The sequence below is a fragment of the Streptomyces sp. NPDC102406 genome, assembly GCF_044765725.1.
Taxonomy (GTDB): Bacteria; Actinomycetota; Actinomycetes; order Streptomycetales; family Streptomycetaceae; genus Streptomyces.
On record NZ_JBIWKP010000002.1, the window covers coordinates 1,041,021 to 1,063,182 of the forward strand.

Below are 22,162 nucleotides of genomic sequence, written 5' to 3' on the forward strand. Positions count from 1 at the left end.
AGATGGTGACGTGACCCTTATCGATCAGCTCCCGAAGACCGCCGACCCGGACGCCCTCTACGACGCCTTCGAGTCGTGGGCCGTGGAGCGTGGTCTCACCCTCTATCCGCATCAGGAGGAGGCGCTGATCGAGGCGGTGTCGGGGGCGAACGTGATCGTCTCGACGCCCACCGGGTCCGGTAAGAGCATGATCGCGGCCGGCGCGCACTTCGCCGCCCTCGCCCGCGACGAGGTCACCTTCTACACGGCGCCCATCAAGGCACTGGTCTCCGAGAAGTTCTTCGAGCTGTGCAAACTGTTCGGCACGGAGAACGTCGGCATGCTGACCGGCGACGCGTCCGTCAACGCGGACGCGCCCGTCATCTGCTGTACCGCCGAGGTCCTTGCCTCGATCGCGCTGCGGGACGGCGCGCGGGCCGATGTCGGCCAGGTCGTCATGGACGAGTTCCACTTCTACGCGGAGGCCGACCGCGGCTGGGCGTGGCAGATCCCGCTGCTCGAACTGCCGCAGGCGCAGTTCATCCTGATGTCGGCCACCCTCGGTGACGTCTCGATGTTCGAGAAGGACCTCACGCGCCGCACCGGCCGTCCGACCTCGGTGGTGCGCTCGGCGACCCGCCCGGTCCCCCTGTCCTACGAGTACCGGCTCAGCCCGCTCACAGAGACGCTGACCGAGTTGCTCGAGACGAAGCAGGCGCCGGTCTACATCGTCCACTTCACGCAGGCACAGGCCGTCGAGCGGGCGCAGGCCCTCATGAGCATCAACATGTGCACCCGCGAGGAGAAGGACAAGATCGCCGAGCTGATCGGCAACTTCCGCTTCACCACCAAGTTCGGCCGCAACCTGTCCCGTTACGTACGGCACGGTATCGGCGTCCACCACGCCGGCATGCTGCCGAAGTACCGCCGTCTCGTCGAGAAGCTCGCCCAGGCCGGCCTGTTGAAGGTCATCTGCGGCACCGACACCCTCGGCGTGGGCGTCAACGTCCCCATCCGCACGGTGCTGTTCACCGCCCTCACCAAGTACGACGGCAACCGGGTGCGCACCCTGCGCGCCCGCGAGTTCCACCAGATCGCGGGACGCGCCGGACGCGCGGGTTTCGACACGGCAGGCTTCGTCGTGGCGCAGGCGCCCGAGCACGTCATCGAGAACGAGAAGGCGCTCTCGAAGGCCGGCGACGACCCGAAGAAGCGCCGCAAGGTTGTGCGCAAGAAGGCTCCAGAAGGCTTCGTCGGCTGGACGGAGAGCACCTTCGAGAAGCTGATCTCCTCCGATCCCGAGCCGCTGACCTCGCGCTTCCGTGTCACGCACACCATGCTGCTGTCGGTCATCGCACGTCCCGGCAACGCCTTCGAGGCGATGCGCAAGCTGCTCGAGGACAACCACGAGCCGCGCAAGGCGCAGCTTCGGCACATCCGTCGCGCCATCGCGATCTACCGCTCGCTGCTGGACGGCGGCATCGTCGAGAGGCTGGACCAGACTGACGCGTCGGGGCGCATCGTGCGTCTGACCGTCGACCTCCAGCAGGACTTCGCTCTGAACCAGCCACTGTCGACGTTCGCCCTCGCCTCGTTCGATCTGCTCGACCGGGAGTCGCCGTCGTACGCGCTGGACATGGTGTCGGTGGTGGAGTCCACGCTCGACGACCCGCGGCAGATCCTGCACGCCCAGCAGAACAAGGCGCGCGGTGAGGCCGTCGCCCTGATGAAGGCGGACGGCGTCGAGTACGAGGACCGGATGGAGCGTCTCCAGGACATCTCCTACCCGAAGCCTCTGGAGGAGCTGCTCTTCCACGCGTACGACACCTACCGCACGAGCCACCCGTGGGTCGGTGACCACCCGCTGTCCCCGAAGTCCGTCGTCCGCGACATGTACGAGCGGGCGATGACCTTCACCGAGTTCGTCTCCTTCTACGAACTCGCGCGCACCGAGGGCATCGTCCTGCGGTACCTGGCGAGCGCGTACAAGACGCTCGAACACACCGTGCCCGACGACCTCAAGACCGAGGACCTGGAGGATCTGATCGCCTGGCTCGGCGAGATGGTGCGCCAGGTCGACTCCAGCCTCCTGGACGAGTGGGAACAGCTCGCCAACCCCGAGGTCATGACGGCCGAGGAGGCGCAGGAGAAGGCCGACCAGGTCAAGCCGGTCACGGCGAACTCCCGGGCCTTCCGGGTCCTCGTCCGCAACGCCATGTTCCGCCGCGTCGAACTCGCCGCGCTCGATCACGTCGAGGAGCTGGGCGAGATGGACGCCGAGTCCGGCTGGGACGCCGACGCCTGGGGCGAGGCGATGGACAAGTACTGGGACGAGTACGAGGACCTCGGGACGGGCCCGGACGCCCGCGGCCCCAAGCTGCTCATGATCGAGGAGGATCCTGAGCACGGGCTGTGGAAGGTCCGGCAGACCTTCGCCGACCCCGACGGCGACCACGACTGGGGCATCAGCGCCGAAGTCGACCTCGCGGCCTCCGACGCCGAAGGCCGTGCCGTCGTCCGGGTCACGGACGTCGGTCAGTTGTAGATCCCGGACAGGGCGGACGGTAGCGTCCGCCCGCGTCCCCGCGCCGGAGTCGTCCGGCCGCCCACACGAGAGAGAACCACGCATGACGAATCCTGCGGAGCGGCTCGTCGACCTGCTCGACCTGGAGCAGATCGAGGTCAACATCTTCCGTGGCCGCAGCCCACAGGAGTCCCTCCAGCGGGTCTTCGGCGGGCAGGTCGCCGGACAGGCCCTGGTCGCGGCGGGCCGCACCACGGAGGGCGACCGTCCCGTGCACTCGCTGCACGCGTACTTCCTGCGTCCGGGCCGCCCGGGCGTGCCCATCGTGTACCAGGTGGAACGGGTCCGTGACGGCCGCTCGTTCACCACCCGCCGTGTCACCGCGGTCCAGCAGGGTCGCACGATCTTCAATCTCACCGCCTCCTTTCACAAGCCCGAGGAAGGGGCCTTCGAGCATCAGTTGCCGCCGGCCCGCGAGGTGCCGGATCCGGAATCGCTGCCGACGGTCGCCGAGGCGATCGAGGGCCATCTGGGCGCGCTGCCCGAGGCGTTGGAGCGCATGGCGCGCCGCCAGCCGTTCGACATCCGGTATGTCGACCCGCTGCGCTGGACCCCCGAGGAGGTCGAGTCGGCCGAGCCGCGCAGCGCCGTGTGGATGCGCGCCGTGGGCCCGCTGGGCGACGACCCGCTCGTGCACACCTGCGCGCTCACGTACGCGAGCGACATGACGCTGCTCGACGCGGTGCGGCTGCCGGTCGAGCCGCTGTGGGGTCCGCGCGGCTTCGATATGGCCTCGCTCGACCACGCCATGTGGTTCCACCGTCCTTTCCGTGCCGATGAGTGGTTCCTGTACGACCAGGAGTCGCCGATCGCGACGGGTGGCCGGGGTCTGGCCCGCGGGCGCATCTACGACACCGAGGGGCGTCTGCTCGTGTCCGTGGTCCAGGAGGGGCTGTTCCGAAAGCTCGAGGGGTGACGGGGTCGGCGGACGGTCTCGACGCGCTGCTCGATCAGGCCGTACGGCTGCGGGAGGCAGGTCATCGTGAGGAGGCGCGGGTGCGTCTCCTCGTGCTCCGCGAGCGGTTTCCTGACGATGCCCGGGTCGCGTACCAGACCGCCTGGGTGCATGACGCGCTCGGCCTGGAGGCCGAGGCCGTTCCGCATTACGTGAGTGCGCTCGCGGGCCCCGGGCTCGCCGAGGACGATCGCAGGGGCGCACTCCTCGGTCTGGGCAGCACCTACCGCACGCTGGGCCGACACGCGGAAGCCGTGGCCACGCTGACCGAGGCGACCGCCGCGTTCCCGGACGACAACGCCCTCAAGACGTTCCTGGCGATGGCGCTGTACGACGTGGGCCGCGCGCACGACGGGATGCGGCTGCTGCTCACGGTGCTGGCACGCACCAGTGCCGACCCGGACATCGTGGCCTACCGGAAAGCGATCGAGTACTACACCCAGGACCTGGACGCCCGCGAAGACACCGCATAGCCCCGCCGTGCCTCAGCCCCGTCTGCCGAGCAGCCTCCCCCACAGTCCACGCGCCGGTTCGTCGGGCGCGGACCGAGGGGTGGGCACGCTCTCCGGCGCGAGTTCGGCCGGCGGTAGCGGGACGGCCGCCGCTTCCGGCGTCGTGGGCCGCGGAGCGGGTCGTAGGCGCCGTGCCTCCGCCAGGCTCAGCAGCAGGTTGGCCCGCAGCCAACTGATCTCGTCCGGGTCGTCGGCGATCAGGACCCGCTCGACGACCTGAGCCGTCGGTGAATCGGGCGCTCCGTACCAGGACTCCTCGGGTCGGAGCCGACGCAGGTGAGCGCGCTCGTAAGGGCTCTCGACGAGGTCGGCGAGCTGGGCGGCATCGAGGAGGGTGGCCATCGCGGCGGCCCGGTCCCAGGGATCGCGGCTCTGTCCCAGCAGAAAGCCCGCGTGCCGGGCCCGCCACCTGCGCGGCCTGAGGTCCTCACCGGCGGAGAGCCGGGCGCGCATGTGGGCCGGTGCCCGCCCGGTCAGGAGCGGCGCGTGGAGTACGGAGTCGGCGAACTCCCGCAGTTCGGCGGCGAGATAGAGCCACACCACGGCCCGGTACCGGTTCAGGTAGAACTTCGCCGGGATGAGGAGACCGGCGCGGGCGAGGCGGGTGAACCTGGTCTGCGGGATATCCATGAGGCGCGCGCCTTCCGCGGTCCCCACCACCCTGACCTGCTCGCGCAGGAGGTCAGGGAAGCCCTCGGTGTCGCGGATCCGCTCGATCTCCTCGCGCGGCACGCGGCGCCTGCCGCCGTCCGTCGCCGCCACCGTGCGAATCCGCCCGAGACGTACCGCGAGGTCGAACTCGCTGCGTTTCAGACCCAGTTCGCGAGCTGCGCTGCCTTGAGGCCTGGTCATGATGGAGCCTTGCACGATGGTTCTCCCCCGTCGGTCGGTGACCTGCGATCACGCTCCGTGACCGCTCGGGGAAAACCGTAGCCCGCGTCGCGGAAGCCCGTCGGAGGCTGTGGATAACTCCGCCGCGTCGGGCTCGCCTCCCGCCGTTATCGCAGCTCAGGGTCTATCAAGCCGGTATGACCGGGGTGCCTGGCGTCCACGGCCAGGTGCTCGCCGACCCGGCTGACGAGCAGGGTCATCTCGTACGCGACCTGTCCGATGTCGGCCTCGGCGGCGCTGAGCACGCACAGACAGCTTCCGTCGCCCGCCGCGGTGACGAACAGCACCGCGTCGTCGAACTCGATCATCGTCTGGCGCACGCCTCCCGCGCCGAAGTGCCGGCCCGAGCCCTTGGCGAGGCTGTGCAGTCCGGAGGAGACCGCCGCGAGATGCTCGGCGTCCTCACGGCGCAGGCCCGTACTGGCTCCGGTCACGAGGCCGTCGTTGGACAGGACCAGGGCGTGCCGCACATGTTCGACGCGCTGCGTCAGGTCGTCCAGCAGCCAACCCAGTCCCACGTTCTGCCCCATGATCCCGTCTCCCCGCTTCCTCTGGCTCCCCATGCCCCGGAGGGGACCGCTCCCCTGCCCGGAGGATCTCTTTCGCCAGCCTTCCCCACGGTCGGCGTCCGGGCAAGCAGGATGGCCCCATGGCACACAAGATGACCGATGAGGAATGGCACGCCTTCGTCTCCGAGGGCACCCGCACCGCGAAGCTGTCGACCGTGCGGGCCGACGGCAGCCCGCACATCGCCCCTGTCTGGTTTGTTCTGGACGGCGACGACATCGTGTTCAACACCGGCAAGGACACGGTCAAAGGCCGCAATCTGGCGCGCGACGGGCGAGTGGCCCTGTGCGTCGACGACGAGCGACCCCCCTTCTCGTTCGTGACGATCCAGGGACGCGCCGAACTCAGTGAGGATCCGGCCGCCTTGCTGAATTCGGCCACCCGGATCGGGGGCCGGTACATGGGCGAGGACCGCGCCGAGGAGTTCGGCCGCCGCAATGCCGTGCCGGGCGAACTCGTCGTCCGCGTACGGGTCGAGAAGGTCGTGGCCATGGGCGCCGTCGCCGACTGACCCCGCCGGGCCTCAGCCGACGGAGTCGAGCAGCCGGGCGGTGTGCATCCGCCCGGCGTACTCGATCAGCCTGATCAGCACCTCCTTCCCGGAGTCCCGGTCACGCGCGTCGCAGAGCACCACGGGCGTCCCCCCGTCGAGATCGAGGGCCCGTGCCACGTCGTGCGCCCCGAAGGTCCTGGTGGTCGCGAAACAGTTGACCGCCACGACGAACGGGATGCCCCGGTGCTCGAAGTAGTCCACGGCCGGGAAGCAGTCCTCGAGCCGTCGGGTGTCCGCGAGGACCACGGCGCCGAGTGCGCCCTGCGCCAGTTCGTCCCACAGGAACCAGAACCGGTCCTGGCCCGGGGTGCCGAACAAGTAGAGCGACAGACCGGATCGGATGGTGATGCGGCCGAAGTCCATGGCGACGGTCGTGGTGGTCTTGCGCTCGACGGCAGCCGTGTCGTCGACGGTCTGGCCCGCCTCGCTGAGCTGTTCCTCGGTGCGCAGGGGGCGGATCTCGCTGACCGCGCCGACCAGGGTGGTCTTGCCCACCCCGAAGCCGCCCGCGACGAGGATTTTCAGCGCCAGGTCGACGGGCTCGCCCGCGGCTGTGGCGTCAGAGTGCTCGCAGTCCATCGATGACTTCCCTCAGGATCTTCTCGTCCGGTAGCTGAGCGGGCGGCACCGGCCTGCTGACCTTCACGCAGGCCAGTTCCAGCAGGTCACCGAGGAGGACTCGGACCACCCCGACGGGCAGATCGGTGTCGGCGGCCAGTTCGGCGACCGTCTGCGTCTCGGCACGGCACAGTTCGATGATCGAGCGGTGCTCGGGCCCCAGGGCGGTGTCGTCGTGGGCGGTGGGCGCGGCGGAGTCGAGCGACACCAGGGCGATCAGGTCGAAGCGGGCCGCCTGAGGACCGGCCGTGGTCCTGCCGCCCGTCATCGCATAGGGGCGGACCAGAGGCCCCGCCTCGTTGTCGAACCACTGGCTGCCCTGCTCGTGCGGGCCGCCATGCATCGCGTGTCCCTGGTGCGGGCCACTGTCGTACGCTTCCGCGTCCTGGTGCGGTGTTTCGAACGTGTTCTCGTCCATGGCGCCGGCCGTTTCCGTCAGCCCGCGGTGGGCGGTTGTCCGGCGAACCTGGGCGCCGTGTAGAGGTGCTCGCCGACTCGCTTGACCAGGCGGGCCATCTCGTAGGCGACGAGCCCTATGTCGGCGGTGGCGGTGCTCAGGACGGCGAGGCAGGAACCGTCTCCCGCGGCGGCCACGAAGAGGAAGCCGTCGTCCATCTCGACCATCGTCTGGCGTACTCCGCCGGTGCCGAAATGGCGCCCCGTCCCCTTGGCGAGGCTGTTGAATCCGGAGGCCACGGCGGCCAGGTGCTCGGCGTCCTCCCTGCCGAGCCCGGTGGAGGAGCCGACGGCCAGACCGTCGTTGGACAGGACGACGACGTGCCGCAGTTCGGGGACGCGCAGCACCAGGTCGTCAAGGAGCCAGTCGAGTTCGCCTGAGCCGCGCGCCGCGCCCGTGGTCGGGTCCTTGATCATGCGAGGTCTCCTTCACTGCTGTCACTGCCGGGCGGGCGTCCGCCGCCTCTGACCCAGCCGTCCCGGAAGGACGTCATACGGGCCCGGACCTGTTCGGGGGTGCGTTCACCCGGCTCGGGGGCGCGCGTGGGCGCGGCCTGCGTGTCGGGGCGCTCGCGGAGCTGGGGTGCGAGGCTCGCCTGGCGTACGCGACGGGGCAGCCCGTCCTCGGCCGGGGCTTCGTCCTGTTCCGCGGCCGGTCCTCGCCGTAGCCGCAGCGTGGTGACGCCGGGTGGGTGCGGCGTCTCCCGGATGCCGGACCCCTGTGAGGGGGCGAGGGCCGGGCGCGGGGCGGGGGCGGGCACGGGATGACCATTCATGGGCGCTGCCTTGGGCTCGGGCACGCGCGCGTGGCGGCGCTCTTCTTCGGACGGTGAAGGGTCGTCGCTGCCTGGTTGCGTGCTGTCCTGCGCCAGCAGGGACGTGGGCAGCAGGACGACCGCGTTGGTGCCTCCGTACGGCGAGGTGCGCAGGTGCACCTTGATGCCGTGCCGGTCGGCGAGCCGGCTGACCACGAAGAGACCCAGCCGGTCGCTGTCGAACAGGTCGAGGGTCTGCGCGTTCTTGATGCGGTTGTTCGCCTCGGCCAGCGTCTCCTTGCCCATGCCGAGGCCCCGGTCCTCGATCTCGATAACGTACCCGTTGCCGACGGGTTCGCCGCTCACGCGCACCTTGGTGTGCGGGGGCGAGAACTGGGCGGCGTTCTCGACGAGTTCGGCCATCAGGTGCGTGAGGTCAGCGACCGCGGCGCCCGTCACGTCCGCTGCGGTGAGATGCCGCACCTCTACGCGCGCGTAGTCCTCGATCTCGGAGACAGCGGCCCGTACGACGTCGGTCAGCGGGACCTGCCTCCGCCAGGCCCGGCCGGGTGCGGCTCCCGAGAGGATGATCAGGCTCTCCGCGTGGCGCCGCATGCGGGTCGTGAGGTGATCGAGGCGGAACAGGTCGCTCAGTTCGCTCGGGTCCTCGGCGCGGCGCTCCATGGTGTCCAGGAGGCCGAGCTGTCGGTGGACGAGGGTCTGGCTGCGGCGGGCGAGGTTGACGAAGAGGCCGGAGATCCCGCTGGCGAGTTCGGCGCGCTCGACCGCGGCCCGCAGGGCCGAGCGGTGCACGGTGGTGAGCGCTTCGAAGACCTGGCCGATCTCGTCGTCGGCCCGTGGTCCCGGTGGCGCCTCCGCCTCCACGTGGATCTCCTCACCTGCCCGCAGTCTCCGCATGGCGCGCGGGAGCTTGCGGCCGGCGATGTCCAGTGCGGTGTTGCGCAGGCCGACCAGTTCGACGACGAGGTCGCGGCCGATCCGTACGGAGATGACCAGCGCGGCGGCGACGGCGAGGAGGCCGAACAGGACCGCCGCCCCCGCGGGCGTCAGGAGGGCCCGGGCGAACGGGTCGGCCCGGTCGGCGGCGGTGCGCGCCGCGTCCGACGCGATGGCGCGCATCCCGTCCTGCACGGCTGTGTGTGCCGTGTCCCAGGTCCCGGCGGGGGCCGCGGCGAGCGCCTTGCGTCCCGGCCGCGCGATGAGCGTCCGGTCCTCGACGGCGCGTACGTCGTTGTAGGCGCGCCCCTCGGCGAGGTGACGCCAGGCGATGCGTTCGGGCCCGCGCAGATCGGCGGCGGCCGAGTCCGCCAGGGTCCTGCGGGTGTCGACGGCACCGGTGAACAGACGCAGTCGCTCACCGTCCAGTGTTCCGGCGAGCCGGGCGCTCGTCACGACGGCGTCCTCCCTGGCGAGCATCTCGGCGGAGCGGCCGAATTCGAGGAGCACGCGCGCGTCGGAGCCCAGTTCACTGTCCTGTATGCCGGTCAGGGCACCACTTGCCGTGTGTGCGCCTGCGATGGCCTTCGTGTACCGGCCGTACGCGGTGTCCCAGCCCGCGCGCCGGTCCAGCACGGCGGTGCGCAGGGTGTGAAGCCGTTCGGCGTCGCGGACGAAGGCGCGGAGGCGTCCGGCGATCCCGTGCGGCAGATCCGCGCCGTCCGCGACGGTGTCGGACTTGCCGAGGCGTAGGGCGGCGACGGCGCGGTCGGTGGTGAGCGCGCGCCTCCTGAGGTCGTCACCGCGCTCGGGTGCGGGATCGGTCGCGTAGCCGACCGCGGTCGTGCGCTCCGCCTGGAGAGCGGTGACCGCGGCGGTCAGAGGTTCACGGACCGAGGCGTCGACGCGCCGCAGTTGCGTGAGCCGTGCGACATCCTGCGCGGTGCTCACGGTCGCGTAGGCCCACAGGGCGAGCAGGGACATCACGGGCACCATGAGGAGACAGATGACCTTTGCTCGGATGGTGCGGGGACGCAGGCGGCCGGCGCCCGCGCGCGTGGGCACGGTGCTGGAGTTCGGTGGCGCCTCTGTCTCCTCGAACCCGGTCTCTTCTTCGGCGGGCGGCCCGGCGTGTGCGCGGCGTCCGCGCGTCGAGGGCGGGGGTATCTGCGGCGGGCCGGAACTGGGCGTGGGGTGGGACGGGCGCATGGCCTCCTCGATCCGGGTTCTGGGGCGGGACGGCACTGCTGCGTCAACGGGCCAGGCCCCCGACCGGCGGTGGCGCGGGCGTGGTGGGCCCTCGTTCGTCCACGGCCGGGGAGAGCGCGACGAACGCCGATGTCAGGAACAGGTAGGAGCCGAGGCCCACGGCGAGCGGGAAGATGAACTGCATCGCCGTGGCCCCGGGCAGCGCGGCCGAGGAGGGCGCCACGCGCACGCTCACCGCGAGCATTCCGGTGTAGTGCATGCTGCTCACGGCGGCGCCCATCACCAGGGAGGCGACGGCGACGGCCGCCGGTGACTTGATGTTGAGCCCGGCCCACAGGGCGGCGGTCGCCGCGACGACGGCGATCACCACGGAGAGCGCGACCAGGAGGGGGTCGTAGCCGACGTGGCCGTGCAGGCGCAGGGCCGCCATGCCGAGGTAGTGCATGCTGGCGACGCCGAGGCCGGTGGTGAGGCCGCCGACGGCGAGCGAGCGTCCCCGGTCGCGGCCGTGGCCGTGACCGACGGCGAAGACGCCGACGCCGACCACGGCCACGGCGACGAGGAGGCTGAGGATCGTCAGTGGCACGTCGTAGCGGATCTCGGTGCCGCCGACACCGAATCCGAGCATCGCGACGAAGTGCATCGTCCAGATGCCGGTGCCGATGGCGGAGGCCGCGGTGATGAGCCAGTTGCGGCGGACCCGTCCTGCGGCGCCGAGGGCGCGTACGGTGCAGCGCAGTCCGAGCGCGGCACCGATGCACGCCATGGCGTACGACAGCACGGGGGTGAGCCAGCCGAAGGTGGCGTGGTCCAGATGTCCCATGGCCCGGCAAGCTAGTCCGGACGGGGGCGCACGACCGGGGCGCAGTTCGAAAGCTGCCGCAAACTGGCGAAGAAGCTTTCTGGACGACCGCATCAGGGTCGAACATGTGCACCGCACGTGCATGCGATGCTTTCGGTTCGGACAAGGACCTTTCGACCGTCGGTCCCCCGATCGTGTCGCTCCACCCGGTGCCGGGGCTACGCGATGATGGAGCACATGAGCGATGACCCCACGCGCGTGCAGGAGTTTTTCGCGGCCCGTGCCGCCGGCTGGGACTCCCGCTTCCCTGACGACGGTCCGGCCTATGCGGCGGCGGTGGCCGCCCTGGGTCTGCGCCCGGGTGGGCGGGTGCTCGACGCGGGATGCGGCACCGGTCGCGCACTGCCGCCGCTGCGGGCCGCCGTGGGGCCGTCGGGGGTGGTCCTCGGGGCCGACCTGACCGCGGCCATGCTGGAGGCCGCCGCGCGGGCCGGACGGGACCGTGAGGGGCAGTTGCTCCGCGCGGACGTGGGTCGCCTGCCGGTCCGCACGGCGGCGCTGGACGCGGTGTTCGGTGCGGGCCTCATCTCCCATCTCCCGGAACCGGCGGAGAACCTGCGGGAGTTGGCACGTGCGGTGCGTCCTGGCGGCCTGCTCGCGCTCTTCCACCCCGTCGGGCGCCGAGCACTCGCGGCGCGCCAGGGGCGGGAGCTCACTCCCGAGGATCTACGGGCCGAGCCCAACCTGCGGCCCCTCCTGGCCGGTTCCGGCTGGCGCCTGACCTCGTACGCCGACGAGGACGCGCGCTTCCTGGCGCTGGCCGTACGCGAGGACTGAGCCGGCCGGCTATCCCCTGACGGCCGCCACGAAGGCGTCCGGGTCGTCGAACATGACGTTGTGCCCTGCGCCCGCCACCTCTACCACCTGGACACCTGCGGCCAGCAAGGCTTCCTTGCCGCGCAGTTCACCACTGCGCGCACCTTGGAGGTAGACCCGGTCGACCGTCGCGTCCACAAGCATCTGCCGCATGGTGGGCCGTGTGCCACGCACCAGGCCCACCGCGGTGCGATGCAGGGCGAGCGGGTCGGCGAGGCGCATGGTGGCGGCCCACATCGGGCCGACCTTGTCGAGCACGCGCGCGTGGCCACCGCCCGTGACGTACGCGTCCTCTTCGTACTGCGCGATGCCGCTGCTGCCCGCCGTGGAGGGCGGGTGCGGATCGAGGTTGCCTTCGGTGACGACCAGGCGTGAGACGAGGTCGACGCGCCGATGCGCCAGGACGATCGCCACCGCACCGCCCATGCTGTGGCCGATGATCTCCGCACCGCTCACCCCGGCCGCGTCCAGGGCCACGGCCAGCGCGTCGGCGTGCTCCTCCAGGGTGTACCCGAAGTCGGCGGGGCGGTCACTGATGCCGTGCCCGGGCAGATCCACGAAGAGCGAGCGGCGGCCCGCCAGTTCGGGCCTGGCGGCGATGTGTGCGTGGTACACCGTCGAGGCCGATCCCAGACCGTGCACGTAGACGCGCGCGGGCTCGTCGCCCGCAGCCTCGGTCCACCGGATCCGGCTCCCCCGCGTGTCGAACCGTGCCTCCCGCATCGCGCCCTCCTTGTTCACGTTCCCGCCTGCTCGACGCCGACAATACATCGCTCCCGTAGTACTACGTCAACGATGTACCGCGTCGGCAAGACCATAGGACACAATGGCAGCATGCTCGAGCTCGCCATCCTCGGATTCCTCTACGACGCCCCCTTGCACGGCTACGAGCTGCGCAAGCGCATCACCGCGCTGACCGGACACGTCCGCCCGGTGGCCGAGAGCACCCTGTATCCGGCGATCAAACGCCTGGAGAAGGCGGGTCTGCTCGCGCGCGAGACACAGCCGGGGGCCGCCGCGGCGCCTCGACACGTCCTGAGCCTCACCGGGCAAGGCCGCGAGGAGTTGCGCCACCGACTGCGCGAACCGGCCCGGCCGGACATCACGGACGAGAACCGCTGGTTCACCCTGCTCGCCTTCCTGCGCCACCTGGACGACCCCCAGGAGCAGGCGAAGGTGCTGCGGCGCCGCCTCGACTTCCTGGAGGAGCCCGCGAGCTTCTTCTACGAGGGCGACCGGCCGCTGCGGGCGGAGGAGCTGACGGACCCGTTCCGGCGCGGCATCCTCACCATCGCGCGGGCCACGAGCCGCGCCGAACTCGCCTGGCTGCGCGACACGCTCAAGGAGCTGGGATCGCGCGACCATTGACCGCCGCCGGGGCAGCGTCACCTCTCCCCGCCTCTGCCACCATGGGGCCAACTGCACGACGAATTGCAAGAGTTGGCGGCCGGTGACGGTCCAAGGCCATCGGGACGGGGCGGTGACGCGCATGCTCGACGGATTTCGCACATCCTGGAGCACCTGGCGCAAGGGAGTCACTCGGCGCGGGGAGCGTCCGGCCGACTCCGCGCGCGAGGCCGGGCGCACGGCCGAGGGACGCCGACGCCCGCACAACCTGTTCGAAGCGGCTGCCGCCTATGTGGCGGCGTGCGCCGAGGACGATCCGGAGCGCATGGACGAGGCGGTGAGCTGGGTCGAGCCGGGCGCCCTGGTCTTCGGCGTCAACGAGCTGGCCTGCCGGGCCGTCCTCGTCCTCGCGCGGGAACGGGACGAGTCCCCGAGGGTCGTGGCGCGAAGCCTCCTCGGCCTCCCCGCCACCTGACGTCCACCACGCGGACCACCCGACACGCTCGGACACACGAAGCCCGTACGCTATGTCGACATGTCGCCCGCCGTGGGGACGAGTGACCCGGGTGACCATTGATCTTCCTGGTCATCGCCCCTGTACGACATCGTGCGCGACTGGCTAAGGTCACGCCGACGGAACGAAGCTCAGGGGAGGCTGGCATGGCCGGGACGGACGACGCTGTCGCCACCGGGGACGACGCGCTGTACGTACTGACCGCGGTGTTGCTCACGCCGGCGAAGTTCCCCAGTGTGCTCGGCGACGACTATCCCGAGGCGTGCGCCGCGCTGGGGCTCGCGCCGCTGGCCGACGGTTACGGGCTGGTCCTCGGCCAGGACGGGCAGGGAGCGCGCTGGACGGTCGTCGTCGACGACGTGTCCCTGGTCGCCGTGGCCATCGCTTCCTGGGACTGCGGCATGGAGTACGAGCTCTCCCCCGACGAGAACAGCATGGTCGCCGCCCTGCCGGGCTGGCCGCTCGCGCTCGCGGTGGCGGCGCCCGGCGTACCGGAGCCCCACGATCCCGAACCCGATCCGGAAACCGCCGACATGGCGCCGCTGAGCCCGCCGGACACGGCGACGTGGGGTCCGGCGCAACGACGGCTCGGAGCGGACGAGATAGCCCTCCAGTGGGCTGCGTGGCGCGGGCAGATCGACGACGCCGAGTTCGCCTCCGAAGCCCGCCGCGAGAAGCCGGGGAGCGACTCCGACGACGGCGGCGAGCAGCCCCCGTCAGGCGGTTCCCACCAGGGGATCCAGCGTGTCCTGGCCGAGGCGCGCGCCTATGTGGACGCTCCCCCTCCGCTGGGCCGGGTGCGCTCCGCGTTCGCGTCGGGCGACGCCCGCACGCTGCGCGCCGACGGACCGGGCTGGTCGATGGTGGCGCGGACGGACGACATCGCCTTCATCCTGCTCGACGACGAGCCTGGCGAAGTCCTGCCGGTCGGCCGGGGCGCGGAACTGCCCAGCCTGCTGGAAGCGCTCGACAAGATAGCCGTACGGCCTGTCTGAACCCTCCTCGCCACATGGGCCGTCGGCGCCGCATGTGGCCCCGCCCCATGGATGAGTACGGGCTCCCCTCGACGATGAGGCCTCTTCCCGCCACTTCGAGGAGGCCTTCTCATGCGCACGTCCAGAACCGTTCCCCTGGTGGCCACGGCGCTCCTCGCCCTGGCCGCTTCCGGACCGCAGGCCGCGGGCGCGGTTCCGCGGGAGCTCCACTGCGGGTACCGGACGCACGCGCGCGTGCCGGGCGCCCAGTTCCAGCAGCGGGCCTGTCTGGACGATCTGACGACCGCCGGTCTCGCGGGCACCCCGCACACCGACACGGCCGACCAGGCCGGTCTGACCGCCATCGGGACACGGAACCCCTCCGGTGTCCCCGGTGTGCAGATCGACGGCTACTTCGAGGACGACTCGCACACGAACAAGACCCACGGCTGGGACCACGACGCGCAGTTCGTGATCCGGCTGCCCGACCGCTGGAACGGCGGCCTGGTGGTGACGGCCTCGCCGGGAAACCGCAGGCAGTACGCGACCGACGCGGCGATCTCCGACCGGGTCCTGGCCCTTGGGTACGCGTACGCGGCGACCGACAAGGGCAACACCGGCCCGGACTTCTACCGGGACGGGGCCCGCCCCGGGGACGCCGTCGCCGAGTGGAACGCCCGCACGACGCAGCTCACCCGGGCCGCCAGGAGGGCCGTCGCCCAGGGCTACGGCTCCGCGCCGCGCCGCACGTACATGACCGGTATCTCCAATGCGGGGTATCTCACGCGTCGGCAACTGGAGAACCATCCGGAGCTGTACGACGGCGGCGTCGACTGGGAAGGCGCCCTGTGGACCGCCTCCGGACCCTCCCTGCTGACGTCCCTGCCGACCGCCGTGGCGCACGGGCAGGGCACGGCCGACGCGGACGACATGTACGCGGCGGGCTTCGCGCGCGGTTCGGAGTTCCTGTGGCCCTATCACCAGAAGGCGTACTGGGGACTCACCCAGAAGGTGTACCGGGCCGAGTTCGACCCGGCCTACGACCCCGGCTGCCCTGGCGCGTCCGCCGGTTCGACGACGCAGGAGATCCTCGCTCCGTGCGCCTCCGACGCCTCGTACGACTATGGAGCCCGCCCGGCCTCGGTACATCGGGCTGTCGCGCGCGTGGCGCTGACGGGGCATCTGGGCAAGCCGCTGATCACCCTCCAGGGCGACCTGGACACGCTGCTGCCGATCTCGACGGACGCCGTCGCCTACGCGCGCATGGTCGAAGGACGGGGCCGCGGTCGGCTGCATCGCACGTACACGATCCGCGGCGGCACGCACACCGATGGCCTGTACGACACCTATCGGGACCGGCTCAGGCCGATCCTGCCCTGCTACCGGGACGCCTTCGACACGCTCATCGGTTGGGTGGAGAGCGGTACGAAGCCGCCTGCGGACCGGACCGTCGGCCGGCCCGCAGGCGGTGACGTCGTCAACTCCTGCTCCGTGCGCACCTCTTAGTGGCCGATCTCCCTGCGCGAGACACGGCGGAGCCTGCGCCGCTGCGACGGGTCCAGCATCAGGTACGCCGCGGTGGGCACGCCGAGCACGATGAGCAGGGCCACCCACCACGGCAGCCAGATCAGCAGGATGAGCCCGGCCGCCACGCCTCCCGCGGCGATCTTCGCGTTCCTCGACATCTGTGTGGCCTCCTTCGGAGCGGCTCGCCCGCCGATGAGTGGGGCGAACTCGCCTCTGCTGTGAGAAACGGGTCCGCGCCGTCCTCGGTTCCGGCGCGCGACCCTGATATGACCCTGATCCCGCGCTCCGGTAGGCGCCCCGAAGCGGCGTACCACTGCCGGGAAGCACTCAGATGTCGGCCCGCAGCGGCTCTCCCACTTCATACATGTGGCGCAGCGCCTGGCGATAGGAGTCGATGAGACCGGTTTCCGTGAAGGGGATACCCAGGGTGCGGCAGTGAGCCTTGACCATGGGTTGCGCGAGGCGCAGGTGCGGGCGGGGCATGCTCGGGAAGAGGTGGTGCTCGATCTGGTAGTTGAGACCGCCGAGGAACCAGTCGGTCAGGAGACCGCCCTTGATGTTGCGCGAGGTGAGGACCTGGCGCCGCAGGTGGCCCCACTTGTCGCCCTCGGGGTCGGGCATCTCCATGCCCTTGTGGTTGGGGGCGAAGGCCATGCCCAGGTGCAGCCCGAAGAGGGCCTGGTGCAGTGCGGCGAAGGCGAGGGCGTGGCCGAGCGGCATGGTGGTCAGCAGCAGCGTCACGTATCCGGCGACGTGCGCGACAAGGAGGGCGCCTTCCACCAGGCGTTCGCGTCCGCTCTGGCGGCGCAGGTCCTGGAAGCCGTACAGCTTCAGCGCGAGGCCTTCGAGCAGGGTGAGCGGGAAGAACAGCCATGCCTGGTGACGGGTGAGCCAGCCGCGGAAGCCCACCCTGGTCGCTGCCTGCTCGCTGGTGAAGACGAGAACGTCGGCGGCGACGTCGGGGTCCTTCTCGATGTGGTTCGGGTTGGCGTGGTGCCGTGCGTGTTTGTCGTTCCACCAGGAGTGGCTCATGCCCAGCAGCAGGTTGCCGTGGATCAGGCCGAGGACACGGCTCACGGACCGGTTGCCGGTGATCTGGGCGTGGCCCGCGTCATGGCCGATGAAGGCCGTGCGCGCGCACAGGACCGCCAGGACCGGCGCGAGGGCGAGCACCCACCAGGAGGTGCCGATGAGTGCCGTTCCGGTGACGACGGCGGCGAGGCCGAGGGCGTTGACGACGATGGTGCGCACGTACCAGCCGGTGCGGCGGTCGAGCAGCCCCTGTCCCTTGATGTCGCGCAGAAGCGGCGTGAACTCGCTCGCCCCTTCGGGTGCGGACGGCCGTGCGGCGGCTCCTGGGGCGCGTTCCGGGCGGGTTCCGACAGCCAGGGACATGGGTGTTCTCCGGTCTCTGCAAGGGTGGTCGATACGGCGGACCACGGTGTCGGCCCGGCATCGAAAACCTATGAATCAGCGGCCTTGTCCGGCCATGGCGCCACCACCCGGGCACTGAGGGGGCCAACCCTCGGCGGGGAGGGGGGTTAGCCACACCCTTAAGGGTCGAGTGATCCAGGTCACTGCCCGAAGATGTCCGTCCGGCGCCGAGGCCGTGTACTCTCGCCGACTCCGAGGCCAAGTAGTCAAACTTGATGAATACGAGGAAGCCGCCATCTCCGAGCACACGCATCCCGCACCGACCTTGACCGAGATCGCCGAACTCCTCCGTTGTCACGCCGTGTTCGTGCCGGGCGATCCGGCGCGCACCTCGACTGTCGCGTTCTGGCGGCCCGAGGGCGACACACCGCCCCTTCCGGACGCGGGCACCCGTACCGAGCTGCCGCTGGCCCTGCCCGGGGACGACGGAGTCGAACCGGTCACGGTCGCCGCGGTGGCGCTGCCCGTGCGGGCCGCTCTGCCGGTCCTCACTCGCGCGCGTGGCACCGCGCAGGCGGAGTCGACGGCCGCCTTCTGGGGCGCGGCCGCACTGCTCGCGCTCCAACTGGTCGCGCGAGGGCTCCTCCTGCCCGGCCTGAGCACCGACGACCATGACGCGTGGCGTGCCGGACCACTGCGCCCCCAGGATCTGGAACGCCTGCGGGAGATGGCCGCCGCGATGCCTCCCGAGGCGCACGCGGTCCCGCTGGAAGGGCATCGGCCGCTGCGGCTGCACACCCCTGAGCGGTTGCTGCGCGCCTTCCTCGACGCGGTCGCCGACACTCTGCCCCGCTCCCCCGCCGCCTCGCTCGCGGCGGGCGGCCCGGCCTTCGCGTCCCAGGCGCCGCGCCGGGCACCGGAGTTGCGCGCCTGGGCCACCGATGTGGCGGCCGGGCACGACGCGGGCGTGCGGATCTCGCTGCGCATCGAGGTGCCCGGGCTCGCCCAAGCCGTGGACGAGGAGACCCGCCCGCCGTTCCACGCGGTCCTGCAAGTGCACAGCGTCAGCGATCCGGCCCTGGTCGCGGACGCGGCGGAGGTGTGGGCGGGCACCGGTGCGTCCGGCAAGGCGTTCGGGGCACGCGCCCGGATGGACGCGCTCCTGGCGCTGCGGCGCGCCGCGCGCGCGTGGGCGCCGCTCGCGCCGCTGCTGTCGGCGGCCGTCCCGGACGTGATCGAGCTGGCCGACGAGGAGGTCACCGACCTGCTCGGCGAGGGGGCGCAGGCACTTTCCGCGGCCGGGGTCGAGGTGCACTGGCCCCGGGAGATGGCCCGCAAGCTGACGGCCCGCGCGGTGATCGGCCCGCCGCCGGGGAACGGCCCGGACGCGCTCTCCTCCGACACCCCGTCCTTCCTGTCCGCGAACGCGCTGCTGGCGTTCGACTGGTCGTTCGCCGTGGGTGAACGGGAGTTGAGCCGCGCGGAACTGGACCGGCTCGCCGAGGCGAACCGGCCCGTGGTGCGGCTGCGCGACCAGTGGGTGCTCGTCGATCCCGAGCAGGCCCGTCGCGCCCGCGCCCACCAGGACCGCAAGGTGACCCCGGTCGACGCGCTGAGCGCCGTCCTGACGGGCTCCACCGAGGTCGACGGCGGCCGGGTCGAGGTGCGGCCCACCGGCTGGTTGGCGGGGCTCAGGGACCGTCTCGCGGACCCCGAGGGATTGGACGCGGTCGGGCAGCCGGCCGCGCTCGCCGCCGACCTGCGCGACTATCAACTGCGCGGTCTGAACTGGCTGGCCCGCATGACCTCCCTCGGCCTCGGCGCCTGCCTCGCCGACGACATGGGACTCGGCAAGACGATCACGTTGATCGCGCTGCATCTGCATCGGCAGACCGCGCCGGAGACCGCGGGCCCCACTCTCGTGATCTGCCCGACCTCGCTCATGGGGAACTGGCAGCGCGAGATCGAGAAGTTCGCGCCCGGCACTCCCGTACGGCGCTTCCACGGCGGCCGACGCTCCCTCGACGGCTTGGCCGACGGGGAGTTCGTCCTCACCACGTACGGCACCATGCGCCTGGACGCCGCTCACCTGGCGTCCCTGGGCTGGGGGTTGGTGGTCATCGACGAGGCGCAGCATGTGAAGAACCCGCACTCGGCCACCGCCAAGGAACTGCGCACCATCGGCGCCCGCGCGCGCGTGGCGCTCACCGGCACCCCCGTGGAGAACAACCTTTCCGAGCTGTGGGCGATCCTCGACTGGACCACGCCGGGGCTGCTGGGTCGGCTCGGCACCTTCCGCACTCGCTACGCGAAGGCCGTCGAGGGCGGCAAGGACCCGGCAGCCGCGGAGCGTCTGGCCAAGCTCGTGCGCCCCTTCCTGCTGCGCCGCCGCAAGTCGGACCCGGGTATCGCCCCCGAACTGCCGGCGAAGACGGAGACCGACCGGGCCGTGTCGCTCACCACCGAGCAGGCGGGCCTCTACGAGGCCGTGGTGCGCGAGACGCTCGCGGAGATCTCGGGGGCGGACGGCTTCGAGCGGCGCGGCCTGATCGTCAAGCTGCTGACGGCGCTCAAGCAGATCTGCAACCACCCGGCGCAGTACCTGAAGGAGGACGAACCCCGCATCGCCGGTCGCTCCGGGAAGCTGGAGCTCCTCGACGAGCTCCTGGACACGATCCTCGCCGAAGGCGCGAGCGTGCTGGTCTTCACCCAGTACGTGCAGATGGCGCGCCTTGTGGAGCGTCATCTGGCACGTAGGGGTGTGCCGTCGCAGTTCTTGCACGGAGGCACGTCGGTGGCGGGGCGGGAGACCATGGTGCGGCGCTTCCAGGACGGTGAGGTCCCTGTCTTCCTGCTCTCCTTGAAGGCCGCGGGAACCGGGCTCAACCTCACGCGCGCGGAACACGTGGTGCACTACGACCGCTGGTGGAACCCGGCGGTGGAGGCGCAGGCCACCGACCGCGCGTACCGCATCGGACAGACCCGGCCGGTGCAGGTGCACCGCCTGATCGCCGAGGGCACCATCGAGGACCGTATCGCCGACATGCTGGTGCGCAAGCGGGAGTTGGCGGACTCCGTGCTCGGCGCGGGCGAGGCGGCGCTGACCGAACTGAGCGATGGCGAACTGGCCGACCTGGTCGAGCTGCGAGGGGGCGCCCGATGAAGGACATGGACCACGAGCACGACGGGTACGACGGGGACGACGGGTACGCCGAGGACACAGGCCCGGAGACGGTCGACGCCGCGCAGGAGCGGACGTTCGCGGCGCTGCCGCCCGCGCACGGGCGGGGCTTCGCCGAGACCTGGTGGGGGCAGGCCTGGCTGAAGGCCCTGGAGGACACGGCGCTCGATCTGGCGCAGCTCAAGGCGGGTCGCCGGCTGGCCCGCGCCGGAGCCGTCGGCGCCGTCTCGGTCAGGCCGGGGCGCATCACCGCCCTCGTCAAGGACCGCGGGGGCGTCCAGCACCGCGCGGACGTGCTGCTGCAACGACTCGGCGAGGACGACTGGGACCGCTTCCTCGGCATGGCCGTCGAGCGGGCGGGGCACATCGCGGCCCTCCTGGACCGGGACATGCCGCCCCATCTGGTGGAGGACGCCGCCGCTTTCGGGGTGGACCTGCTGCCGGGCATCGGCGACCTGGAGCCGCACTGCGACTGCGAGGCCTGGGACCACTGCGCGCACACGGCCGCACTGAGCTACCAACTGGCGCGGCTGCTCGACCAGGACCCGTTCGTGCTGCTCCTGCTGCGCGGGCGAGGAGAGCGGGCACTGCTCGACGAGCTCCAGGTGCGCAGCGCCACGCGCGCCGAGCCGCAGGCAGCGCCGCCCGAGGAGGCCGAGGGCGTGGACGCGGCGGAGGCCTACGCGTCGGCCTTCGTGCTACCGCCGCTGCCGGACCCGCCCGCACTGCCCGCCGAGCCGGGGTCCCCGCCGTCCCTGGACACGGAGGCAGCACCGCCCGAGGGAATCGACGTGGCCTCGCTGGCGTTCCTGGGCGCCCAGGCCGCCGAGGAGGCGCATCGGCTGCTCGCCGACGCGCTCGCCGCGGGGCACGAGACGCGCGCCCCGTGGCCGGAGCCGACCCTGTCGCAGGACGCCGTACGGCTGGCCGCCGCCGTGCCGGAGCGGTACATCGCCGAGCGGCTGGCGCGCGGGTCGGGCCGGGACCGCGAAGGTCTGGCGCTGGCCGTGCGCGCCTGGGAGCACGGCGGTGCGGCTGCCCTCGCCGTCCTGGAGGAGGAGTGGACGCCGGACGCCGAGTCCGCGGCACGCGCGCGTGCCGCGCTCGCCGCGGCGTGGGAGCCGCAGGAGCAGCCCGCGTTCAAGGTCTTGCGCTCCCGCTGGACCGTCGTCGGCGCCGATGCCCAGCTACGCCTGGGAGGCGACGGCCGCTGGTGGCCCTACCGCAAGGAGCGGGGTCGCTGGGCCCCGGCGGGACCGGCGGTGTCCGACCCGGCGGCGGCTCTGGCCGCGGCGCTGGAGAGCGCCGAGGACCAGGACCCGCGCGGTGGGCTCGCGTTCGCGGAGGGAGCCTGACGCCCTGGCGGTCGGGGCCCGCATGACGAAGGACACATCGTGCGGGCCCCGGCCGCGCTCCGCGCTCCTGAAGGCGTGGCGCTAGGTCGTGTCCGCAATGTCAGGGGAGCCAGAGTTGTAGGCAGGCGATGGTGACGAGGGCTTGGTAGTGGCGGGCGCGTTTGTCGTAGCGGGTG

The 22,162-nt window shown here is 71.5% G+C and carries 21 protein-coding genes; 11 read left to right on the top strand and 10 right to left on the bottom strand.

Features of this window, described 5'->3' with window-relative positions; genetic code table 11:
- Positions 1 to 10 precede the first annotated feature (10 nt).
- From ACIRF8_RS13535 to ACIRF8_RS13545, 3 genes are all read left to right on the top strand, one after another.
- Positions 11 to 2,524, top strand: a complete 2,514-nt coding sequence (locus ACIRF8_RS13535) for a DEAD/DEAH box helicase (RefSeq protein ID WP_404214190.1) — start codon at positions 11 to 13, stop codon at positions 2,522 to 2,524.
- Between the two features lie 82 nt (positions 2,525 to 2,606).
- Positions 2,607 to 3,479: an acyl-CoA thioesterase gene (locus ACIRF8_RS13540; protein ID WP_404214192.1), complete on the top strand. Its 873-nt coding sequence runs from the start codon at positions 2,607 to 2,609 to the stop codon at positions 3,477 to 3,479.
- Positions 3,476 to 3,991 (top strand): tetratricopeptide repeat protein, encoded by a 516-nt coding sequence (locus tag ACIRF8_RS13545; RefSeq protein ID WP_404214194.1) that lies wholly within the window; start codon positions 3,476 to 3,478, stop codon positions 3,989 to 3,991. The genes ACIRF8_RS13540 and ACIRF8_RS13545 overlap by 4 nt, the downstream gene beginning before the upstream one ends.
- A 12-nt stretch (positions 3,992 to 4,003) precedes the next feature.
- On the opposite strand, the gene ACIRF8_RS13550 is transcribed toward ACIRF8_RS13545, so the two are convergent.
- Positions 4,004 to 4,882 (bottom strand): DUF6397 family protein, encoded by an 879-nt coding sequence (locus tag ACIRF8_RS13550; RefSeq protein ID WP_404214196.1) that lies wholly within the window; start codon positions 4,880 to 4,882, stop codon positions 4,004 to 4,006.
- 146 nt (positions 4,883 to 5,028) lie between these two features.
- On the bottom strand, positions 5,029 to 5,451 hold the full coding sequence (locus ACIRF8_RS13555; RefSeq protein ID WP_404214198.1) for a roadblock/LC7 domain-containing protein: 423 nt from the start codon (positions 5,449 to 5,451) through the stop codon (positions 5,029 to 5,031).
- Positions 5,452 to 5,570: 119 nt separating this feature from the next.
- On the opposite strand from ACIRF8_RS13555, the gene ACIRF8_RS13560 reads away from it, so the two are divergent.
- The gene (locus ACIRF8_RS13560; protein ID WP_404214200.1) at positions 5,571 to 5,999 is read left to right on the top strand and encodes a PPOX class F420-dependent oxidoreductase; all 429 of its coding nucleotides are present in this window, start codon (positions 5,571 to 5,573) and stop codon (positions 5,997 to 5,999) included.
- A 12-nt stretch (positions 6,000 to 6,011) separates the two neighbouring features.
- Here ACIRF8_RS13560 and ACIRF8_RS13565 read toward each other — a convergent pair whose 3' ends face one another.
- From ACIRF8_RS13565 to ACIRF8_RS13585, 5 genes are all read right to left on the bottom strand, one after another.
- Positions 6,012 to 6,620: a GTP-binding protein gene (locus tag ACIRF8_RS13565; RefSeq protein WP_404214202.1), complete on the bottom strand. Its 609-nt coding sequence runs from the start codon at positions 6,618 to 6,620 to the stop codon at positions 6,012 to 6,014.
- Positions 6,601 to 7,002 (bottom strand): DUF742 domain-containing protein, encoded by a 402-nt coding sequence (locus tag ACIRF8_RS13570; RefSeq protein ID WP_404214275.1) that lies wholly within the window; start codon positions 7,000 to 7,002, stop codon positions 6,601 to 6,603. The genes ACIRF8_RS13565 and ACIRF8_RS13570 overlap by 20 nt, the downstream gene beginning before the upstream one ends.
- Positions 7,003 to 7,094: 92 nt before the next feature.
- Positions 7,095 to 7,532: a roadblock/LC7 domain-containing protein gene (locus tag ACIRF8_RS13575; RefSeq protein ID WP_404214204.1), complete on the bottom strand. Its 438-nt coding sequence runs from the start codon at positions 7,530 to 7,532 to the stop codon at positions 7,095 to 7,097.
- The gene (locus ACIRF8_RS13580; RefSeq protein ID WP_404214206.1) at positions 7,529 to 10,036 is read right to left on the bottom strand and encodes a nitrate- and nitrite sensing domain-containing protein; all 2,508 of its coding nucleotides are present in this window, start codon (positions 10,034 to 10,036) and stop codon (positions 7,529 to 7,531) included. Before ACIRF8_RS13580 ends, ACIRF8_RS13575 begins: the two co-directional genes overlap by 4 nt.
- A 43-nt stretch (positions 10,037 to 10,079) precedes the next feature.
- The gene (locus tag ACIRF8_RS13585; RefSeq protein WP_404214208.1) at positions 10,080 to 10,859 is read right to left on the bottom strand and encodes an MHYT domain-containing protein; all 780 of its coding nucleotides are present in this window, start codon (positions 10,857 to 10,859) and stop codon (positions 10,080 to 10,082) included.
- A gap of 216 nt (positions 10,860 to 11,075) precedes the next feature.
- Between ACIRF8_RS13585 and ACIRF8_RS13590 the strand changes: the two genes are divergently transcribed.
- Positions 11,076 to 11,675, top strand: coding sequence for a class I SAM-dependent methyltransferase (locus ACIRF8_RS13590; RefSeq protein WP_404214210.1), 600 nt, complete (start codon positions 11,076 to 11,078; stop codon positions 11,673 to 11,675).
- Positions 11,676 to 11,684: 9 nt separating this feature from the next.
- On the opposite strand, the gene ACIRF8_RS13595 is transcribed toward ACIRF8_RS13590, so the two are convergent.
- A complete protein-coding gene (locus ACIRF8_RS13595; protein WP_404214212.1) occupies positions 11,685 to 12,437 on the bottom strand; it encodes an alpha/beta fold hydrolase in 753 nt (250 codons plus the stop codon).
- A 111-nt stretch (positions 12,438 to 12,548) separates the two neighbouring features.
- On the opposite strand from ACIRF8_RS13595, the gene ACIRF8_RS13600 reads away from it, so the two are divergent.
- The 4 genes from ACIRF8_RS13600 (at position 12,549) to ACIRF8_RS13615 (ending at position 16,055) form a co-directional block, all read left to right on the top strand.
- Positions 12,549 to 13,082: a helix-turn-helix transcriptional regulator gene (locus ACIRF8_RS13600; RefSeq protein WP_404214214.1), complete on the top strand. Its 534-nt coding sequence runs from the start codon at positions 12,549 to 12,551 to the stop codon at positions 13,080 to 13,082.
- Between the two features lie 121 nt (positions 13,083 to 13,203).
- The gene (locus tag ACIRF8_RS13605; protein WP_404214216.1) at positions 13,204 to 13,536 is read left to right on the top strand and encodes a hypothetical protein; all 333 of its coding nucleotides are present in this window, start codon (positions 13,204 to 13,206) and stop codon (positions 13,534 to 13,536) included.
- A gap of 185 nt (positions 13,537 to 13,721) precedes the next feature.
- Positions 13,722 to 14,570: a hypothetical protein gene (locus tag ACIRF8_RS13610; RefSeq protein WP_404214218.1), complete on the top strand. Its 849-nt coding sequence runs from the start codon at positions 13,722 to 13,724 to the stop codon at positions 14,568 to 14,570.
- Between the two features lie 111 nt (positions 14,571 to 14,681).
- Positions 14,682 to 16,055 carry a tannase/feruloyl esterase family alpha/beta hydrolase gene (locus ACIRF8_RS13615; RefSeq protein WP_404214220.1) on the top strand — a complete coding sequence of 458 codons (1,374 nt, stop codon included), beginning with the start codon at positions 14,682 to 14,684 and terminating at the stop codon, positions 16,053 to 16,055.
- On the opposite strand, the gene ACIRF8_RS13620 is transcribed toward ACIRF8_RS13615, so the two are convergent.
- A complete protein-coding gene (locus ACIRF8_RS13620; protein WP_404214222.1) occupies positions 16,052 to 16,234 on the bottom strand; it encodes a hypothetical protein in 183 nt (60 codons plus the stop codon). The two genes, ACIRF8_RS13615 and ACIRF8_RS13620, sit on opposite strands and share 4 nt — an antisense overlap.
- A gap of 169 nt (positions 16,235 to 16,403) precedes the next feature.
- Positions 16,404 to 17,471, bottom strand: coding sequence for a fatty acid desaturase family protein (locus ACIRF8_RS13625; protein ID WP_404214224.1), 1,068 nt, complete (start codon positions 17,469 to 17,471; stop codon positions 16,404 to 16,406).
- A 304-nt stretch (positions 17,472 to 17,775) separates the two neighbouring features.
- Between ACIRF8_RS13625 and ACIRF8_RS13630 the strand changes: the two genes are divergently transcribed.
- Both ACIRF8_RS13630 and ACIRF8_RS13635 read left to right on the top strand, forming a co-directional pair.
- Positions 17,776 to 20,613, top strand: coding sequence for a DEAD/DEAH box helicase (locus ACIRF8_RS13630; protein ID WP_404214226.1), 2,838 nt, complete (start codon positions 17,776 to 17,778; stop codon positions 20,611 to 20,613).
- Positions 20,610 to 21,986: an SWF or SNF family helicase gene (locus ACIRF8_RS13635; protein ID WP_404214228.1), complete on the top strand. Its 1,377-nt coding sequence runs from the start codon at positions 20,610 to 20,612 to the stop codon at positions 21,984 to 21,986. Before ACIRF8_RS13630 ends, ACIRF8_RS13635 begins: the two co-directional genes overlap by 4 nt.
- Positions 21,987 to 22,162 lie beyond the last annotated feature (176 nt).